Here is a 19,121-nt window from a genome sequence, read left to right as displayed (position 1 = left end):
TCCTCTGCGACGATGACGCGGCAATAGGCCGGCCCGGCTTCCCGCCGGATGATCCCATCATGAAATCTTGGTCATGAACCTCATCGCGCGGTCCAGCGATCGGCCAGGCGCACCGGCTTCCACAGGTCGGGGCCCATCAACAGCAGCGCCATCCCGCCGCTGGCACATAGAAAGGCCAGCGCGGCGAGCGACAATTGGCCGATGGTGACCGCTGGATGGCCATGGGCGAGCGCAGCCAGGGCGCGCCCTTCGGGCCAGAGCGTGGCCAGCAAGGCTAGGCCGAGCAGGCGCAGGCCGATCTTCAGGGTCCAGCGGGGACGCCAATCTTGCATCGCATGCCGCCTCCGTTGCGGCGGCATCGCAATTAAGCGGACGGGCATAGGGATGCGAGACAGGGAACCGGCAGATTGCGTAGGGATTTCATAGCATTTGAGGCGCATACGGTTAGCGTCCGCGCTCGTGGTGTAATTTCCGGTGTAGATTGAGGTGATCGCATGGGGTTGGGCATGCCCAACCCCATGCGATTTCGAACTCGGTGGCCACCGGGCTCATCGGTAAGGTGGAGTTACCACACTTCACACGCCCACCGAGGAGTTGATCCCGATGACCGACGACAGACTACCGCTTGCCGAACTGATGGCGAAGACCGGAGATGGAGATTTCCTGCGTACGATCGCCGAGAGCGTATTGCAGATCATTATGGAGGCCGATGTCGACGGCCTGGTCGGCGCTGGCCGCCATGAACGATCGGGCGAACGCACGACCTGGCGCAATGGCTACCGCGACCGCAGTCTCGATACCCGGCTCGGCACGCTCAACCTCAAGATCCCCAAGCTGCGGACCGGCGCCTACTTCCCCGGCTTCCTGGAGCCGCGCAAGACTGTTGAGAAGGCGCTGGTCGCAGTAATCCAGGAGGCGTGGATTGCCGGGGTCAGCACCCGGCGCGTCGATGAGCTGGTGCAGGCGATGGGCATGACCGGGATATCCAAGTCCTCCGTGTCAAAGCTGTGCAAAGACATCGACGAGCGCGTCCATGCCTTCCTCAAGCGCCCGCTCGCCGGTGACTGGCCCTACCTCTGGCTAGATGCCACCTACCTCAAGGTGCGCGAGGGGGGACGGATCGTCAGTGTCGCCGCGATAATCGCCGTCGCCGTCAACACTGAGGGCAAGCGCGAGATCGTCGGCCTGCACATCGGCCCTTCCGAAGCCGAGCCCTTCTGGTCGAGCTTCCTCAAGGACCTCTCCCGCCGCGGCCTGACCGGCGTGAAGCTGGTCATCTCCGATGCCCACGAGGGCCTCAAGGCAGCGATCACCCGCGTGCTCAGCGCCACCTGGCAGCGCTGCCGCGTCCACTTCATGAGGAACGCGCTCGCCTACGTGCCCAAGGGCCAAAACACGGTTGTTGCTGCTGCGATCCGCCAAGTCTTCCTCCAGCCCGATCATGCGGCCGCAACTCAGGTCTGGCGTCAGGTCGCCGATCAATTGCGCGCCAGATGGCCCAAGCTCGGCGCCTGCATGGACGATGCCGAGCACGACGTGCTCGCCTACATGACCTTCCCCGAGCAGCACCGGGTCAAGCTTCACAGCACCAACCCGCTGGAACGCCTGAACAAGGAAGTGAAGCGCCGCGCCGATGTTGTCGGCATCTTCCCGAACGAGGACAGCATCATCCGCCTCGTCGGTGCCGTCCTGCTCGAGCAGAACGATGAATACCAGCTCCAGCACCGCTACATGCAGATCGAGGGCATGGCCGCCCTTGCCACACCCATAACCGAGGAGGTTCAGCCGCTACAGATTACACCCAAGGCCGCCTGAAAATGCAGCCCGATGGCCAGCACCGAAATTACACCACATTGACGGACGTGACCCGCATACGGGCCGTCCGGGCCGGAATCATATACGAATCCTATGCCGGGGAGGGCAGACCCCTATGGTTTTCAAATGGCCTTTCATGGCATGGCGGCCCGATAGAAAGACGAAGGGCACGCATAGATGACTGAACAGGGGGATCCGGCCGCAGGCCAGGATCGCACGCCGCATGGCCGACCGGCTGCGCTTGCGCTCGGTGCGCTGGGCGTGGTGTTCGGCGACATCGGCACCTCGCCGCTCTATGCGCTCAAGGAAAGCTTCGTCGGCCATCACCCGCTGGCGGTCGATCCGCTGCATATCTATGGCGTCCTCTCGCTGATCTTCTGGACGATGACGCTGATCGTCACCGTCAAATATGTGTTCATCGTCATGCGCGCCGATAATGATGGCGAAGGCGGCAGCATGGCGCTGCTGGCGCTGATCGGCCGGCGGCTGGGCGAGACCCGCTGGACGCCGGCGATCGCGATGCTGGGCGTGATTGCGACGGCGCTCTTCTATGGCGACGCGATCATCACGCCCGCCATTTCGGTGCTGTCGGCGGTCGAGGGCCTGACCATCGTACAAGCGAGTCTGGCGGATATGGTGCTGCCGATCGCGATCCTGATCCTGATCGCACTATTCCTGATCCAGCGCTTCGGCACGGCGATGGTAGGCATGGCCTTTGGCCCGATCATGGCGATCTATTTCATCACGCTCGCCGCGCTCGGTATCGTCAATGTCGTGCAGCACCCCGAAATCATCGGCATCGTCAATCCGCTCTGGGCGATCCGCTTCTTCGCGATCGACCCCAGGCTCGCCTTCCTGGCGCTCGGCTCGGTCGTGCTGGCGGTGACCGGGGCGGAGGCGCTCTATGCCGACATGGGCCATTTCGGGCGCAAGGCGATCAGCATCGCCTGGCTCTATGCTGCCTTCCCCTGCTTGATGCTCAACTATCTGGGGCAGGGGGCGCTGCTGCTCGACAATCCGGCGGCGGCGCAAAATCCCTTCTTCCTGATGGCGCCGGACTGGGCACGGCTGCCGCTGGTGATCCTGGCCACCATGGCGACGATCATCGCCAGCCAGGCGGTGATCTCCGGGGCCTTCTCCGTCACGCAGCAGGCGGTGCAACTGGGGTTCCTGCCGCGCCTGCGTATCCTGCACACCAGCGCTTCGGCGGCGGGGCAAATCTATGTGCCGCTCATCAACTGGCTGCTGCTGATCTTCGTCATCCTGCTGGTGCTGGGCTTTGGCAACAGCAGCAATTTGGCGGCCGCCTATGGCATCGCAGTGACCGGCACGATGGTCATCACCGCCTGCATGCTGGGCGTGCTGACCTTCAGCGTATGGCGCTGGCCACTGCCGGCGGCGGCGGGCGTCACCGGCCTGTTCCTGATCATCGACGGCGCCTATTTCGCGTCGAACGTGACCAAGATCCCCGATGGCGGCTGGTTCCCATTGCTGGTCGCGGCGGTGGTCTTCACCGTGCTGACCACCTGGGCGACCGGGCGGCGGATCATGCGCCATTATCTGCGCGAAGGGGCGATGGAGCTGGACCTGTTCGTGCGATCGACGCTGGCCTCGCTCAAGCGCGTGCCGGGGACGGCGATCTTCCTGTCCTCCACCACCGATGGCGTACCGCCGGCATTGCTGCACAATGTGAAGCATAACAAGGTGCTGCACGAACGGGTCATCATCCTGACCGTGCGCACTCAGGGCGTGCCGCATCTGCCGCTGCAGGGCCGCACGACGGTGGAGGATCATGGATCGGGCTTCTACCGGCTGATCCTGCGCCATGGCTTCATGGAGGATGTCGACATTCCGGCGGCGATGAAGTCGGTCCACGACTGTGGCGGGCCGATCAGCGTCAAGGACACCAGCTATTTCCTCAGCCGCCAGACGCTGATCCCGTCGGAACGGCCGGGCATGGCGATGTGGCGCGAAAAGCTGTTCGCCTGGATGATCCGCAATGCCGAAAGCCCGATGGCTTTCTTCAACCTGCCGACCAACCGCGTGGTCGAGCTGGGGTCGCAGATCGAGATCTAGAGCCTGATCGTCTGAGGCGAAAGCGTTCCGCGCTTTCACCGATGGCGTGAATCAGGCTCTATTTTGATGTCAGTCCGCGCCCTGTTTCAGGCGGTAGCCGATCCCCAGTTCATTGCTGATGATCTGGGGTCGCTGCGGGTCGGCCTCCAGCTTCTGGCGCAGGCCGCGCACCAGCACGCGCAGATATTCGACATGATGGGCATGTTCGTTGGGCCAGACATGGTCCATGATCTGCTTGTGGGTGATGACCCGGCCGGGAAAGCGCGCCAGCTGCTCCAGCACGCCATATTCCTTGGGCGTCAGATGCACTTCGACCCCGCCCTTCGTGACGATATGGGCGACCAGGTCGATCGTCAGGTCGCCGGCCGTCACCCTGGTCGATCCACCGTCCCTCGTCATCCGGTTGCGCAGCGCCACCCGCACGCGGGCAAGCAGTTCGTCGGTGTCGAACGGCTTGGTCAGATAATCGTCGGCGCCCAGGTCCAGCGCGGCGACCTTCTCATCGGTGGCGTCGCGCGCCGACACGATGATGAGGGTCGTATCGCTTTCCTTCTTGATGATCGGCACCAGTTCCAGCCCGTCACGATCGGGCAGGCCCAGGTCCAGCAGGGTGATGTCGGGCCGTTCGCTGCGCAGCTTGTCCAGTGCCTCGCGCGCGGTCTGCGCCTCGATCGTGGCATAGTCGGCGCGGGCGAGGGCGGCCTGGATCAGCCGGCGGATCTGCGGTTCGTCATCGACGATCAGCAGGCTGTGGCGCGGCTTCATGCGATGTCCTTTTCCATGATGTCGGTGAGGATGAGGGATTGGGGAATGTGCAGGGTGAAACAGGCGCCGGCAGGTTCCGACACCGTGCGGGCCGATACGGTAAGGCCCATTGCTTCCGCAAAGGCCTTGACGATGGCCAGGCCCAGGCCGGTGCCGGTCTTCGACCGATCCGATCCTTCCAGCCGGGTGAAGGTGTCGAACACCCGCGCTTCCATGCCGGCCGGAATGCCCGGCCCCTGGTCGATCACCGACAGGCTGATGGCGTCGGGCTCGCGCAGGCTGCGCACGGTCACGGGGGTGCCGGGATCGCCATAGCGGCCGGCATTGTCGAGCAGGTTGATGAGGATGTGGTGCAGCAGCACCGGATCGACCCGGACCAGCGGGATGTCGGGTGGGATCTGTACGTCGAGCTGGCGATCGGCCAGCGCGCTGCGGCTGTCATGGGCGGCGCTGGCGACCGCATCGAACAGGTCGGTCGCCTCCGCCCGCATCGGCAGTGCGCCGGCCTCCACCCGCGCCATGTCGAGCAGATTGGCGACGAAGCGGGACAGGCGCTGGGCCTCGCCATCCAGCGTATCGATCAGCTCGGGCGAGGGATGGGTGCGCAGCTCGCGCGTGGCCGAGATGATGGTGGTGAGCGGCGTGCGCAGATCATGGCTGACCGAGGAGAGCAGGGCGGAGCGCAGCCGGTCGCGCTCGCGAATCTGGCCGGCTTCGAGCATCGCCTCCTCCAGCGCCATGCGGTCGAGCGCGATCGCCGCCTGGTCGATCAGGCTCATCAGCAGCGGGAACTGATCGGATCGGACCGGTTCGCCGGCATCCTCGCGGGCCAGGCCGATCACGGCCAGCACCGCGTCCTTGGCGGTCACTGGCAGGAACAGCCAGTCCGACGCGGTGAGGGTGGAGGAGCCGCGGCCGGCTGGCTCGCCATGCTCCATCGCCCAGCGGGCGGCGGCGCGCTCGATCTCGTCCAGCCGGTCCTCGGGCGGATAGGCAGCGCGCAATTGCGGCCCTTCATCCGACGGGATCATCAGCACGGTGCGCACGTCGAACAGCCGGGCGATCTCGGCACAGATGGCGTGGCGGATTTCCTCCAGGCTGGGAGAGGCGGTGAGTTGGCGCGAGAAGCCGGCCAGCGTCGCATTCTGCCGGGCGCTGGACTGGGCAAGGACCGACTGGGCGTGCATCCGCGCGGCAAACTGGCTGGTCACCATCGCCACGCCCAGGAAGACGAGGATGGAGATGACGTTTTCCGGATTGCTGACGGTCAGCGTGCCCGTGGGCGGCAGGAAGAAGAAATTATAGGCAAGGCTGGAGGCGAGGCCGGTGGCAAGACCCGTGCGCAGGCCATGACTGGCCGCGGCGAACATCACCGGCACCAGATAGAGAAGGGCGATATTGCCGAGGTCGATCACCTCCAGCATCAGCCGGCCGAGCAGGGTCATGCCGATCACCGCCAGCATCGACCAGACATAGCCGATCGGATCGCCCCAATGGCCGCTGCTGGCAACGCGCGGGCGCGGCGCGCTTTCCTCGCCGGGCATGACATGGACGGCGACCGGGCCGATGTCGCGCACCAGCCGGTCGACCACCGACCCATGGCGCAATTCGAACCACCAGCTGCGCGCCGACTTGCCGATCACGATCTGGGTGGCGCGCGCGTCGGCGGCGAAACCGCGCAGCCCGTCGGCGACGCTGGGGGCGGGGATGGAGGCGGTTTCGGCGCCCAGGCGGGAGGCGAGGGCAAGCGTATCGGCCAGACGCTGCCGGTCCTCGTCGGACAGCTGCGGCCCACGCGGGGTTTCGATATGGATGGCGGTCCAGGGCGCGCGCAGCGCATCGGCCAGCCGCTTGGCGGAACGGACCAGGCCGGCGGCGCTCGGCTGTTCGCTCACCGCCACGATCACCCGCTCGCCGGCGGCGAAGCTGCCCGCCAGCGCATGGGCGCGGACATAGTCGAGCATCTGGGCATCGACCGCCTGGGCGGCGCGGCGCAGCGCCAGTTCGCGCAGGGCGGTCAGGTTCGACTTGGAAAAGAAATGGTTGAGGGCGCGGCTGGCTTCCTGCGGGATATAGACCTTGCCGTCCTTCAGCCGCTCGATCAGCTCGTCGGGCGGAATGTCCACCACTTCGATCTCGGCATGTTCCAGGATCGAATCGGGCACGGTCTCCCGCACGCGGACGCGGGTGAAGGAGGCGACGACGTCGTTGAGGCTTTCGACATGCTGGATGTTGATCGTCGAATAGACGTCGATGCCGGCGGCCAGCAATTCCTCGACATCCTGATAGCGTTTGGGGTGGCGACTGCCCGGCGCATTGCTGTGCGCCAGCTCGTCGACCAGCACCAGCTGGGGATGGCGCACCAGGATCGCGTCGATGTCCATCTCGCCCAGGCTGTGGCCCTGATGGTCGACGGTGCGGCGGGGGATGATCTCATGGCCATGGACCAACGCTTCGGTCTCGCGCCGGCCATGGGTTTCCACCACGCCGACGACGACATCGACGCCTGCCTCGCGCCGCTGCCGTCCTTCGGTCAGCATCTCCCATGTCTTGCCTACCCCCGGCGCGGCGCCGAGAAAGACCTTCAGGCGGCCACGGCCTTCCTGCGCAGCGGCGCGCAGGAAGGCTTCTGGATCAGGGCGATGCTGTTCGTTCACTTGGTCCGTTTAGCGTCAATTGCATCCAGCCGTCGATTGAGATCGAACAGATTGACGCGGGGTTCGCCGATGAAGCCCAGCAGGGGCTGCTCGACGCTCTGTTCTACCAGGCTGCGGACGCGCGCCGCATCGATCCCGCGCGCGGCGGCGACGCGATCGACCTGATAAAAAGCTGCCTCGGGGCTGATATGGGGGTCAAGCCCCGAGGCAGAGGTGGTCACCAGATCGGACGGAACAAAACGACCAGGTGTAGCAGCTTGAAGGGTCTCGACGTCGGTCTTGACGCGGTCGGCCAGCGCCTGGCTGGTCGGACCATAGTTGGAGCCGGAGGAGGCAAGGCCGTCATAGCCCTTGCCCGCCGCCGACGGACGGCTGTGGAAATAGATGTCCGAGGTGAAGGCCTGACCGATGATGGTCGAGCCGACGACCTTGCCCTGGTCCTCGACCAGGCTGCCATTGGCCTGGGACGGGAACACCGCCTGGCCGATGCCGGTCAGCGCCAGCGGGTAGGCAATGCCCAGCAGCAGGGCGAAGAGCAGCGTCATGGTCAGGGCCGGACGCAGGGCGGATTTAAAATCGGTAAACATGGATTTGTCCTTCCTCAGGCGAGGCCAAGGCCGTTGACGGCAAGGTCGATCAGCTTGATCCCGGCGAACGGCGCGATCAGGCCACCCAGGCCATAGATGGCGAGGTTGCGGGCCAGCAGCGGACCGGCGCCGATCGGGCGATAGGTCACGCCCCGCAGCGCCAGCGGCACCAGACAGGGAATGATCAGCGCGTTGAAGATGATCGCCGACAGGATTGCGCTTTCCGGCGTGGCCAGCCCCATGACGTTGAGGATGCCAAGGCCCGGATAGAGCGCCACGAACATGGCCGGGATGATCGCGAAATATTTGGCCACGTCATTGGCGACCGAGAAGGTCGTGAGCGCGCCGCGCGTCATCAGCAACTGCTTGCCCAGACCCACCACCTCGATCAGCTTGGTCGGATCGCTGTCCAGGTCGACCATGTTGCCGGCTTCGCGGGCAGCCTGGGTGCCGGTGTTCATGGCAACGCCGACATCGGCCTGCGCCAGGGCAGGGGCGTCGTTGGTGCCGTCGCCGCACATCGCGACCAGGCGACCGCCTTGCTGTTCCTTGCGGATCAGGGCCAGCTTGTCCTCCGGCGTTGCTTGCGCCAGGAAGTCGTCGACCCCGGCCTCGGCCGCGATGCTGGCGGCGGTCAGCGGATTGTCGCCGGTGATCATCACCGTGCGGATGCCCATCTGGCGCAGTTCGCCGAACCGTTCCCGGATGCCCGCCTTGACGATATCCTTGAGGAAGATCGCGCCCAGCAGCTTGCCGTCCTTGGCCACCGCCAGCGGGGTGCCGCCGGCACGGGCGATCTCGTCGGTGATGCGGCGCAGTTCGTTGGCGACCGGAGTGGAGCCCAGGCCCGGATTGGCCTTCAGCACCGAATCCACCGCCCCCTTCTGGATCGTCGATCCATCGATGGTGACGCCGGAAATCCGGGTCTGGGCGGTGAAGGGAATGATCTCCGCATTGGCGGGCAGGGCGTCTACCGACTGGTTGAAGCCTTCGCGGGCCAGCAGCACGATCGAACGGCCCTCGGGCGTCTCGTCGGCCAGGCTGGCGAGCAGAGCCGCTTGCGCGAGCTGGGCCGGGGTGGCACCGCCGACCGGACGGAATTCGGTCGCCTGACGATCACCCACGGTGATGGTGCCGGTCTTGTCCAGCAGCAGCACGTCGATGTCGCCCGCCGCCTCGACCGCGCGGCCCGACTTGGCGAGCACGTTGAAGCGCACCAGACGGTCCATGCCGGCAATGCCGATCGCCGACAGAAGGGCAGCGATGGTGGTCGGGATCAGGGTGATCAGCAGCGCCGCCAGGATCGCCACCGGAATGGCGCCGCCGGCATAGCTGGCGAAGCTGGGGATGGTGCCGACCGCGATCAGGAAGATGATGGTCAGGCCCACCAGCAACAGGGTGAGGGCGATCTCGTTCGGCGTCTTCTGCCGCTCCGCACCCTCGACCAGCGCGATCATGCGATCGAGAAAGCCCTGGCCGGGATTGACGGTGACGCGGACGCGGATCTCGTCGGAAATGACGCGGGTGCCCGCCGTCACGGCCGAACGGTCGCCGCCCGCCTCGCGGATCACCGGCGCGGATTCGCCGGTAATGGCCGCTTCGTTGACGGAGGCGACGCCGGAGACGACCTCGCCATCGGACGGGATCAGGTCGCCGGTCTGGACCAGCACCACGTCGCCCAGCTTCAGCGCGCTGGCGGCGACATTTTCATAGCTTTCGCCATGGCCTTTCAGCCGCTTGGCGGTCAGTTCCGCCTTGGTGGCGCGCAGCGAGGCGGCCTGCGCCTTGCCACGGCCTTCGGCCAGCGCCTCGGCAAAGGTGCCGAAGAGGACCGTGAGCCAGAGCCAGATCACCAGCTGCAGCTTGAAGCCGGTGGCCAGGCTGTCCTGCCCGACAAGAAGCAGGACGGTCAGCAGGACCGCGACGATCGCGGTGGTGAACATCACCGGGTTGCGGATCAGTTCCTTGGGATTGAGTTTGCGGAAGGCGTCGCCGATCGCCGGAACGATCAGGTCCGCCGTGAAGAGCGATTTTTGTTCGGATTTGTCGGAGGATCGGGCCATGTGCATGGATCCTTAGAAAAGCTGGCCACGGATCATCGCGAGATGATCGGCGATGGGGCCAAGGGCGAGGCTGGGCAGGAAGGTCAGGCCGCCCACGATCAGCACGATGCCGACCAGCAGACCGGTCCACAGCGCCCCGGTGGTGGGGAAGCTGCCGGCGGTTTCGGGCGTATATTTCTTCGCGGCCAGGCTGCCTGCGATGGCCAGCATGGGAATGATGATGAAGAAGCGGCCGATCCACATCGCGACGCCCAGCATTCCGTTATAGAAGGGGCTGTTGGCCGACAGGCCGGCAAAGGCCGAGCCGTTGTTGCCGACGGCGCTGGTGAAGGCGTAGAGGATCTCGCTGAAGCCATGCGGTCCCTTGTTGAGCGGCCCGGCCAGGCCCGCGTCGGTGACGCTGGCGATGGCGGTGAAGCCCAGGATGATCAAAGGCAGCACGGCAATGGCGAGCACGGCCAGCTTGACTTCGCGGCTCTCGATCTTCTTGCCGACATATTCCGGCGTGCGGCCGACCATCAGACCCGCGACAAACACGGCCAGGATGGCGAACAGCAGGAAGCCGTATATGCCTGCGCCGACGCCGCCGATCACGACTTCGCCCAGCTGGATGTTGAACAACGGGATCATGCCGCCCAGTGCGGTGAAGCTGTCATGCATGGCGTTGACCGCGCCGCAGCTTGCCGCCGTGGTGACGACTGCGAACAGGGCGGAGGCAGCCATGCCGAAGCGGACTTCCTTGCCTTCCATATTGCCACCGGCGACGCCCAGATTGTGGAGCACCGGATTGCCGGCCGCTTCCTGCCAATAGGTGACGGTGACGCCGGCGAGGAAGATCACCAGCATGGCGGCGAGGATGGCCCAGCCCTGGCGCGGGTTGCCGACGGCCTTGCCGAAGGTCCAGGTCAGGCCAAAGCCGATCACGAAGATCGACAGCATTTGCACCAGATTGGTGAGCGCGGTCGGATTCTCGAAGGGATGGGCGCTGTTGGCGTTGAAGAAGCCGCCACCATTGGTGCCCAGCATCTTGATCGCTTCCTGGCTGGCGACGGGGCCAAGCGCCAGGGTCTGCTTGACGCCTTCCAGCGTGGTTACGTCGACCGACCCGGCCAGCGTCTGCGGCACGCCGCTCGCGATCAGGAACAGGGCATAGACGATGCAGATCGGCAGCAGCAGATAGATGGTCACGCGGGTGACGTCGGCCCAGAAATTGCCGATCGTCGATGCGCTGCGCCGGGCAAAGCCGCGGAACAGGGCGAAGGCCAGGGCAATGCCGGTAGCGGCCGACAGGAAATTGTGGATGGTGAGGCCCAGCATTTGGGCCAGGTTCGACATGGTCGATTCGCCCGAATAGCTTTGCCAGTTGGTGTTGGTGGTGAAGCTGATCGCCGTATTGAAGGCGAGGTCGCTGCTGGTGCCGGCAAAGCCCTGCGGATTAAGCGGCAGCAGCCCCTGCAGGCGCAGCGTCGCATAGGTGAAGAGCAGCAGCGCGACGTTGAAGAGCAGCATGTGAACCGCGTAGCGGCGCCAGCTCTGCTCGGCGTCGGGATCGATCCCCGACAATGTGTAGAAGCCCCGCTCGACCGGGCCGAACACGGCATGGAGCGGCGTGCGGCGGCCCTCATAAAGGGCGAACAGCCACAGGCCCATCGGTTTTGTGAGCGCCAGCAAGATGCCGACAAAGGCTGCGATCAGCAGCCATCCCTGGAAGGTCATGTGCGGCCCCCCTTAAAAGCGTTCAGGCCGTGCGAGCACGGCAACGAGATAGATGAGAAGCCCGGCGGCGGTGATCGCCGCGAGCCAGAGGTCGATGGTCATGGCATCCCTCCTTCAGGCGTCGCCGCACAGCCGGACATAGCCGAGGCTAGCCGCCGTGAGCGCCAGGATGATGCCGATCCACAAGAGATCCTGCATGGGGGTAACTCCCGCATCACGCCCGCCGCGGGAGGCGGACAGGGTCGTTAGCGAGCGCCCGATTAGGCCCCTCTTCCGTTTGAATGCGAGACGCGGGCCGGGGCGGCTGCATAGTATTTGCGTATGATTTTCCGAAGGGGCCGGGACGGATAGCTTTTCTACCGCGATGGCCAGCATTGCTTGGGGGACGATTCTCTATACCATCGGTAGATAAGCCGCCCGAGTCGGCAGAGAGGACGCACATATGGCCTATCAGGATCAGGACGGACCGTTGACGCGCCTGCGCGATCGGCTGGCGCAGGCCCTTTTCAGGGAACCTGCCGTCGTGCTGTTCGAGCGCGATGCCGATGACCGTAATGCTCCGGGGTCGCGTGTCGACCGCGAACGCCAGCCACAGGATGCCTGCGCCTGATCGGGGAAACCCTGTGTTTCCAGGGCGAAAGTCCAACGCCTCTTCGCAGCGGCGGAACATCCGCTAGATAGATTTCCAACAGCATGGCGCGCCGATCGCGTCATCGCCTTGAAGGAGATCCAGATGGTCACCAGCCCGCGCGAAGTTACCCGTCCCGTCGATCCGCTGATCCTGGAGCGCTGGTCGCCCCGCGCCTTTGACGGCTCCGCGATCCCCCAGGCAGATATCGATACGCTGTTCGATGCCGCCCGCTGGGCGCCTTCGGCCTTCAACTACCAGCCCTGGCGCTTCCTCTATGCCCATCGCGACAGCGCCGACTGGGCGCGCTTCCTCGACCTGCTCTTTCCGTTCAACCAGGGCTGGGTGCAGCATGCGGGCGCGCTGGTCTTCGTCATTTCCGACACGCTGATGGCCGCGCCGGGATCGGAAGATTACAAGCCTTCGCACAGCCACAGCTTCGACGCAGGCGCCGCGTGGGCGACGCTGGCGCTACAGGCGACGCGGCTTGGCTATCATACCCATGCCATGACCGGCGTCGATTTCGACAAGGCCCGCGCCGAACTGGCGGTGCCGGATCGTTTCCGGATCGAGGCGGCGATCGCGATCGGGCGGCAGGGCGACAAGGCGAGCCTGCCCGAAGCGCTGCAGGCGCGCGAGGCGCCGAGCAGTCGGCACGAGATCGAGACATTCGCCCATCAGGGCAATTTCATCGTCTGAAAAAAAAGGGCGGCGTTTTTTGAAACGCCGCCCTTTCTGTATCAGGTCGTGGTCCAGCCGCCGCCCAAAGCGCGGAACAGGTCCACCTGGGCAAAGGCGACCGAGCGGTTGGCGGTCGCCAGGTCCGCGTCGGCCGAAGCCTGGGTGCGTAGCGCATCCAGCACGGTCAGGAAGTCGATCTGCCCCTCGCGCTGGCGCGCCAGGCTGATCCGTGCAGCCCGAGCCGCCTCGTCCCGCGCCGATTGCAGCGTCGCCCGCCGCTCCAGCGCATTGGCGTAGGTGGACAGCGCCGTCTCGGTTTCCTCCAGCGCCTGCAGCACCGTGCCGTCAAAGGCGGCAAGCGATGCGTCGCCATCCGCCTTTGCCGCCGCGATCTTTGCCCGATTGGCTTCCTGATTGGGGAAGGCCCAACTGATCAGCGGCCCCAGCAGGAAGTTGAGCGGTCCGGCGCCAAACAGATTGCCGCCGCCGACCGCCGTGGTGCCGATCGATCCGCCCAGCGTGATGCGCGGATAGAGGTCGGCGGTGGCCACGCCGACCCGCGCTGTGTCGGCCGCCAGCCGCCGTTCGGCCGCGCGCACGTCCGGCCGCCGCGCCAGCAGTGCCTGGCCGTCGCCGACCGGGATCGGCTGTGTCACATTCGGTGTCACGGTCGCATTCTGGACGGACGCGGGCAACTCCTGCGGCGTCCGGCCGGTCAGCGTCGCCAGCCGGAACAGGGCGGCATTGCGATCGGCGACCAGATTAGGGATCAGCGCCTGCTGCTGTTCGCGCAGGGTGGTGACCCGGATCACGTCCAGCCGGTCGGACCGGCCGGCGTCGAAGCGGGCGCTGGTGATGTGGATCGACTTGTCGAGCAGGTCGACCGTTTCCTTCGCGACGGCAAGCCGCTGGGCCGATGCGGTGGCGTCGACATAGGCGCGCACCGTATCGGCGACCACCGCAACGCGGACGGCATCGGCGTCGGCCTCAGCCGCGCCGACATCGCCGCGCGCGGCCTCTATGCTGCGCTTCACCCGGCCGAACAGGTCGACCTCATAGGCGACGTCCAGCCCCATATCGACGGTCCAGTTTTCCCGGTCCATGCCGGGCAGGGTCTGGGCCTGCGACACCCGGCCATAGGTCGGGGAGCCGCTGATATTGGTGCTGGGCAGCCGGTCGGAGCGGGCGCCGCGCAACTGGGCGCGGGCGCGTTCCAGCCGGGCGACGGCGACGCGGATGTCGGTATTGGCCTTCAGCGCATCGCCGACCAGTCCGTCGAGCAGCGGGTCATTATAGAGCCGCCACCAATGGTCGTCGGCGGCGCTCTGGGCGACCGCCGGGCTTGCCGCCCCGATGAAGGGGGCGGCGGCTGTCGTCGGGGTGGCGGGCGCCTTGTAATCCGGCCCGGCGGCGCAGGCCGTCAGCGCACTGGCGCCGAGGAACAGGGCAATCAGGTTCCTTGTCATGGCTTTTGTCCTCATTCGGCCGGCTGCAATGCCGCAGCATCGTCAGCCTCCGGGCGCCGGCGGCGGGCGAAACGATCGCCCAGCGCGCGGCACACGACATAGAAGGTGGGGGTGAAGAGCAGGCCGAAGGCCGTCACGCCGGTCATGCCGAAGAAGACTGCCGTGCCCAGCGCCTGGCGCAGTTCCGCACCGGCCCCGCTGGCGATCACCAGCGGCACTGCCCCCAGGATGAAGGCGAAGCTGGTCATCAGGATCGGGCGCAGACGGGTCTGGGCAGCCTGGACGGCGGCTTCGACCGGATTCAGTCCCTGTTCCTCTTCCGCCTGCTTGGCGAATTCGACCACCAGGATGGCGTTCTTCGCTGCGAGCGCGATCAGCACGACCAGACCGATTTGCGTCAGGATATTATTGTCCATCCCGCGCAGGTTCACGCCCAGCATGGCCGCGAACAGGCACATCGGCACGATCAGGATGATCGACAGCGGTAGCGTCAGGCTTTCATATTGCGCCGCCAGCACCAGGAAGACGAAGAAGACCGCCATGCCGAAGACGATGCCTGCGGTATTGCCAGCACTGATCTGCTGATAGGCAACGCCGGTCCACTCGCTGGCATAGCCGGCAGGGGCCGCGTCGGCGAGCTTCTCCATCGTGCTGAGCGACTGGCCCGACGAATAGCCCGGTGCCGTGTCGCCATCGATTTCCACCGCGGGCAGCAGATTGTAGCGGACCACGCGATAGGGGCCGGTCTTGTCGCGGAAGGTGGAGACCGAACCGATCGGCACCATCTGGCCGCTGTTCGACCGGGTCTTCAAATTGGCGATGTCGGCCACCGTGCCGCGATGGTCGGCATCGGCCTGGGCAGTCACGCGATAGGTGCGGCCGAGCAGGTTGAAGTCGTTGACGAAGGCAGAGCCGAGATAGACCTGCATCGCTTCGAACACGCGTTCTGGCGGCACGCCCAGCAGGTCGGCCTTGCGGCGATCGACATCCGCGAAGATGCGCGGGGTGCCGACGTCGAACAGGGTGTAGACCTGCGCCAGGCTGGGGCTCTGATTGGCCTTGCCGATCAGTTCGCCGGCGACCTTGTTGAGTTCCGCATAGCCGCGATCCTCCCGGTCCTCCAGCATCAGACGATAACCACCGGCCGAGCCGATGCCCTGGATCAGCGGCGGCGGCACCAGCAGGATGCGCGCCTTGTCATAGCCCGCGACTGCCTTGTTCGCCTGATCCATGATCCCGGCATAGGTGGCGCCTTCCGCCTTGCGCTCGGCAAAGCTCTTGAACGGGAAGTAGATCGCCGCGCTGTTGGGCGCCTGCGTCTGCGACGGGCCGTGGAAGCCGGCGAACATCACCGCACCGCGCAGGCCCTTGATCGGCAGGATCTTCGCCGCGACCTCGCGCGTCACCTTGTCGGTGCGCTCGAGCGACGCGCCCGAAGGCAGCTGGACGACGGCCAGGAAATAACCCTGGTCCTGTGCCGGGATAAAGCCGCCGGGCGTTACCCAGAACAGGGCGATGGTGGCGGCGATCAGGCCGGCATAGGTCAGCAGCATCTTCTTGGGCCGAGCGACGAGAAAGCGGGTGAGGCGCGCATAGCCCGCGCTCATCCGATCAAAGCCCTGGTTGAAGCGATCCGCTGCCTTGGCCGCGACCTGGCGCCAGCGCGGCGCATTGTCGAGGTCATGGGCACCATGTTTGGGCTTCAGCAGCAGGGCGGCTGCAGCCGGCGACAGGGTGAGCGAAAGGATCAGCGAGATGACCGTCGCGGTCGAGATGGTGACCGCGAACTGTTGGTAGAAGGCACCGGAAATGCCGGTGATGAACAGGGTCGGCACGAACACGGCGCACAACACCAGCACGATCGCGATCAGCGCGGTCGACACTTCGTCCATCGACACGCGGGCCGCCTGCAGCGGGCTCATGCCATTTTCGATATTGCGTTCGACATTCTCGACCACGACGATCGCGTCGTCGACGACGATGCCGATCGCCAGCACCAGGCCGAACAGCGACAGGTTGTTGAGCGAGTATCCGACCGCCGCCAGCATCGTCGCCGTGCCGATCAGCGAGACCGGGATCGCGATGATCGGGATGACCGCCGCACGCCAGTTCTGCAGGAAGATGAGGATGACGATGACGACGAGGATCACCGCTTCGAACAGCGTGTGATAGACGGCGTCGATCGACTGGCTGATGAATTCGGTGGGGTTGTAGATGATGCTATATTCCAGGCCCTTGGGGAAACGCTTGGACAGTTGCTCCATCTCTGCCTTGACCTTCTCCGCCGCGTCGAGCGCGTTGGAGCCGGGCCGCTGCATCGTCGCGATGACGACCGTCGGCTTGTTCGACAGATAAGTGTTGGTGCCATAATCCTGCGCGCCCAGCTCGACGCGGGCGACATCGCGCACGCGCACCTGATGGCCATCGGCGTCGGAACGGATGACGATGTCGGAGAATTGATCGGGCGTGGTCAGGCGGCCCTGCATCTCGACGCCAAGCTGGAAGGCTTCGCCCCGATCATAGGGGGGCTGGCCGATCGAGCCGGCCGACACCTGGACATTCTGTGCCCGGAGCGCCGAGACGATCTCGCCGGCGGTCAGGTCCAGCGCGGCGGCGCGATCGGGATCGATCCAGATGCGCATGGCATAGTCGCGCGAACCAAACAGCTGCACGTCGCCCACGCCATCCAGACGAGCCAGTCTGTCGCGCACCTGGGTCAGGGCATAGTTGGAAATATAGTCGCGGTCATAGGTGCCGTCGGGCGACTGCAGGTTCACAACCATCAGGAATTCGGGCGTGGTCTTGCGGGTCACGACGCCCAGCCGCTGCACTTCCTCGGGCAGTCGGGGGATGGCGACGGCGACGCGGTTCTGCACCAGCACCTGCGCGGCATCCAGGTCGGTGCCGATCTTGAAGGTGACGGTGATGACGACCTTGCCGTCGCCGGTCGACTGGCTGCTCTGATAGAGCATGTCGTCAACGCCGTTGATTTCCTGTTCGATCGGCGCAGCCACGGTCGACGCGACCGTTTCGGCGGATGCGCCGGGATATTGGGCGGAAACCGTGACCGTGGGGGGCACGATGTCGGGATATTGGGACACCGGCAGGCCGATAAAGGCGAGCGCACCGACCACGGTGATGACCACCGCGATGACGGCGGCGAAGATCGGCCGGTCGATGAAGAAACGGGAGAAACGCATCGGATCATCCTTTGCGAAAGGCGAAAGGGATACCGCGCGATCCGGCTAGGCCGGATCACGGGCAGGGAATATCAGGTCGACCTCTCATTCCGTTCGCCCTGAGCTTGTCGAAGGGCCCGGCTGAGCGAAGCGAAGTCACTTCGCCTGCGGCTCTCAGTGGAAGGCTTCGACTTCGCTCAGCCCGAACGGAGGAGAGGGTAATTACCGGGCGAAGGTGGCCTGGGCAGCGACCGGGGCAGCGCTGTCGACCGGGGTGACCGGCGCCGGGGTCGGGGTGATCCGGGCCGGCTTCACCGCAACCTTGGCACCCGGCATTGCCGCCTGCAGGTTGCTGACGACCACCCGGTCCTTGGGATCGAGGCCGCTGCGGATGATGCGCAGCCCGTCGACGATCGGGCCAAGCTCGACCGGCTTCACCGCGACGCTGTCATCCTTGTCGACCACCAGCACGGTCTTGCGCGCCTGGTCGGACTGGATCGCCTCGTCCGGGACCAGCAGGGCATTGGCCTTGCCGCCATTGGCCAGGCGCATATTGCCGAACAGGCCGGGGGTCAGGAAATTGCCCGGATTGTCGAACACGGCGCGGATGCGGATCGTGCCCGACCGGGGATCTAGCCCATTGTCGGTGAAGTCGAGCCGGCCCTTGTGGTTATAGTCCGCCTCATCCTGCAACCGCACTTCCACCGCGCCGCCATTCTCCTTGTCGCGCTGCGACTTGAGGTAGAGCGCTTCGGACGCATCGAAGTTGAAATAGATGGGATCGAGCTTGTTGACCGTGGTCAGCAGCGACGCGGTGCTGCCTTCGCCGCCCGACACCAGATTGCCGATGTCGATGCGGCGATCCGATACGCGGCCGGAGATCGGCGCACGTACCTGGGTGAACTCGACGTCCAGCGCCCGGCTGCGTTCGCGGGCTTGCGCGCCGGCCAGGGCAGCCTGCGCCGCCTGCAGACGCGAACGGAGCGAATCCACCTCGCTGGCCGACACGGCTTCGTCGCCGGTCAGCCGCTGGACGCGGCCATAGTCATTCTGGGCCAGCAGCAGCGCGCTGCGGGCGGAGGCGACGCTGGCGCGGGCTTCGGCCAGGGCAGCCTGGAAGGGGCGCTGGTCGATGGTGAAGAGCAATTGCCCCTGACGGACGAAGTCGCCGTCACGGAAATGGATGGCGGTCACCGCGCCCGACACGCGAGGGCGGATCTCGACCGTCTGGCTGGGGGCGAAGCGGCCGACATAATCGTCCCATTGCGTCACGCTGCGGGCGAGCGGCGCGGATACGCCGACCGCCGCCAGCGGCGCGGCCGCGGCCTGGGCCGACGGGCGGTCGACCAGCTTCCAGCCGATGCCGAACAGGGCGATGAGCGCGACGGCGGCGATGCCGCCATGCTTGCGCGACCAGCGGTTGCCCGGTGGCGCGTGAACGTCCGACGCGGTGCCGTCGGCTGTGATCTTGGTGAACTGGTTCATGGA

The 19,121-nt window shown here is 65.7% G+C and carries 14 protein-coding genes; 4 read left to right on the top strand and 10 right to left on the bottom strand.

Going from position 1 to position 19,121, the window contains the following annotated elements; all coding sequences use genetic code 11:
- Positions 1 to 80: 80 nt before the first annotated feature.
- Entirely contained in the window at positions 81 to 332 is a 252-nt protein-coding gene (locus VHN57_RS16430) for a hypothetical protein (protein WP_048937399.1), read from the bottom strand.
- Positions 333 to 603: 271 nt separating this feature from the next.
- Between VHN57_RS16430 and VHN57_RS16425 the strand changes: the two genes are divergently transcribed.
- Positions 604 to 1,815 carry an IS256 family transposase gene (locus VHN57_RS16425; protein WP_099231114.1) on the top strand — a complete coding sequence of 404 codons (1,212 nt, stop codon included), beginning with the start codon at positions 604 to 606 and terminating at the stop codon, positions 1,813 to 1,815.
- A gap of 177 nt (positions 1,816 to 1,992) precedes the next feature.
- On the top strand, positions 1,993 to 3,891 hold the full coding sequence (locus VHN57_RS16420; RefSeq protein ID WP_278988756.1) for a potassium transporter Kup: 1,899 nt from the start codon (positions 1,993 to 1,995) through the stop codon (positions 3,889 to 3,891).
- Between the two features lie 69 nt (positions 3,892 to 3,960).
- Here the strand turns inward: VHN57_RS16420 and VHN57_RS16415 are convergent, their stop codons facing one another.
- The 6 genes from VHN57_RS16415 to kdpF are packed head-to-tail and all read right to left on the bottom strand — an operon-like array spanning position 3,961 to position 11,781.
- On the bottom strand, positions 3,961 to 4,656 hold the full coding sequence (locus VHN57_RS16415; protein WP_069337949.1) for a response regulator: 696 nt from the start codon (positions 4,654 to 4,656) through the stop codon (positions 3,961 to 3,963).
- Positions 4,653 to 7,313: a sensor histidine kinase gene (locus VHN57_RS16410; RefSeq protein WP_278988274.1), complete on the bottom strand. Its 2,661-nt coding sequence runs from the start codon at positions 7,311 to 7,313 to the stop codon at positions 4,653 to 4,655. Before VHN57_RS16410 ends, VHN57_RS16415 begins: the two co-directional genes overlap by 4 nt.
- Complete coding sequence (kdpC, locus tag VHN57_RS16405) at positions 7,310 to 7,900, bottom strand: potassium-transporting ATPase subunit KdpC (protein WP_136188122.1); 591 nt, start codon at positions 7,898 to 7,900, stop codon at positions 7,310 to 7,312. The genes VHN57_RS16410 and kdpC overlap by 4 nt, the downstream gene beginning before the upstream one ends.
- Positions 7,901 to 7,914: 14 nt before the next feature.
- Positions 7,915 to 9,963: a potassium-transporting ATPase subunit KdpB gene (kdpB, locus tag VHN57_RS16400; protein ID WP_423284573.1), complete on the bottom strand. Its 2,049-nt coding sequence runs from the start codon at positions 9,961 to 9,963 to the stop codon at positions 7,915 to 7,917.
- A gap of 12 nt (positions 9,964 to 9,975) precedes the next feature.
- The gene (gene kdpA, locus VHN57_RS16395) at positions 9,976 to 11,679 is read right to left on the bottom strand and encodes a potassium-transporting ATPase subunit KdpA (RefSeq protein WP_423284570.1); all 1,704 of its coding nucleotides are present in this window, start codon (positions 11,677 to 11,679) and stop codon (positions 9,976 to 9,978) included.
- 12 nt (positions 11,680 to 11,691) lie between these two features.
- A complete protein-coding gene (gene kdpF, locus VHN57_RS16390) occupies positions 11,692 to 11,781 on the bottom strand; it encodes a K(+)-transporting ATPase subunit F (protein WP_007710670.1) in 90 nt (29 codons plus the stop codon).
- Between the two features lie 340 nt (positions 11,782 to 12,121).
- On the opposite strand from kdpF, the gene VHN57_RS16385 reads away from it, so the two are divergent.
- Together VHN57_RS16385 and VHN57_RS16380 are read left to right on the top strand one after the other, a co-directional pair.
- Positions 12,122 to 12,289, top strand: coding sequence for a hypothetical protein (locus VHN57_RS16385; protein WP_201450207.1), 168 nt, complete (start codon positions 12,122 to 12,124; stop codon positions 12,287 to 12,289).
- A gap of 123 nt (positions 12,290 to 12,412) precedes the next feature.
- Positions 12,413 to 13,006 (top strand): nitroreductase family protein, encoded by a 594-nt coding sequence (locus VHN57_RS16380; RefSeq protein ID WP_278987752.1) that lies wholly within the window; start codon positions 12,413 to 12,415, stop codon positions 13,004 to 13,006.
- A 41-nt stretch (positions 13,007 to 13,047) separates the two neighbouring features.
- Here the strand turns inward: VHN57_RS16380 and VHN57_RS16375 are convergent, their stop codons facing one another.
- The 3 genes from VHN57_RS16375 to VHN57_RS16365 all read right to left on the bottom strand — a co-directional run bounded on the left by VHN57_RS16375 (position 13,048) and on the right by VHN57_RS16365 (position 19,118).
- The gene (locus VHN57_RS16375; RefSeq protein WP_423284566.1) at positions 13,048 to 14,454 is read right to left on the bottom strand and encodes an efflux transporter outer membrane subunit; all 1,407 of its coding nucleotides are present in this window, start codon (positions 14,452 to 14,454) and stop codon (positions 13,048 to 13,050) included.
- Positions 14,455 to 14,465: 11 nt separating this feature from the next.
- Positions 14,466 to 17,654 carry an efflux RND transporter permease subunit gene (locus VHN57_RS16370; RefSeq protein WP_423284564.1) on the bottom strand — a complete coding sequence of 1,063 codons (3,189 nt, stop codon included), beginning with the start codon at positions 17,652 to 17,654 and terminating at the stop codon, positions 14,466 to 14,468.
- 201 nt (positions 17,655 to 17,855) lie between these two features.
- Positions 17,856 to 19,118: an efflux RND transporter periplasmic adaptor subunit gene (locus tag VHN57_RS16365; protein WP_278985645.1), complete on the bottom strand. Its 1,263-nt coding sequence runs from the start codon at positions 19,116 to 19,118 to the stop codon at positions 17,856 to 17,858.
- Between the last annotated feature and the right edge of the window lie 3 nt (positions 19,119 to 19,121).

Source organism: Sphingobium salicis subsp. salicis (assembly GCF_049472635.1).
Classification (GTDB): domain Bacteria; phylum Pseudomonadota; class Alphaproteobacteria; order Sphingomonadales; family Sphingomonadaceae; genus Sphingobium; species Sphingobium yanoikuyae_A.
Note: the sequence above shows the minus strand (reverse complement) of the source record. Positions and strands in the feature narration are given on the sequence as shown.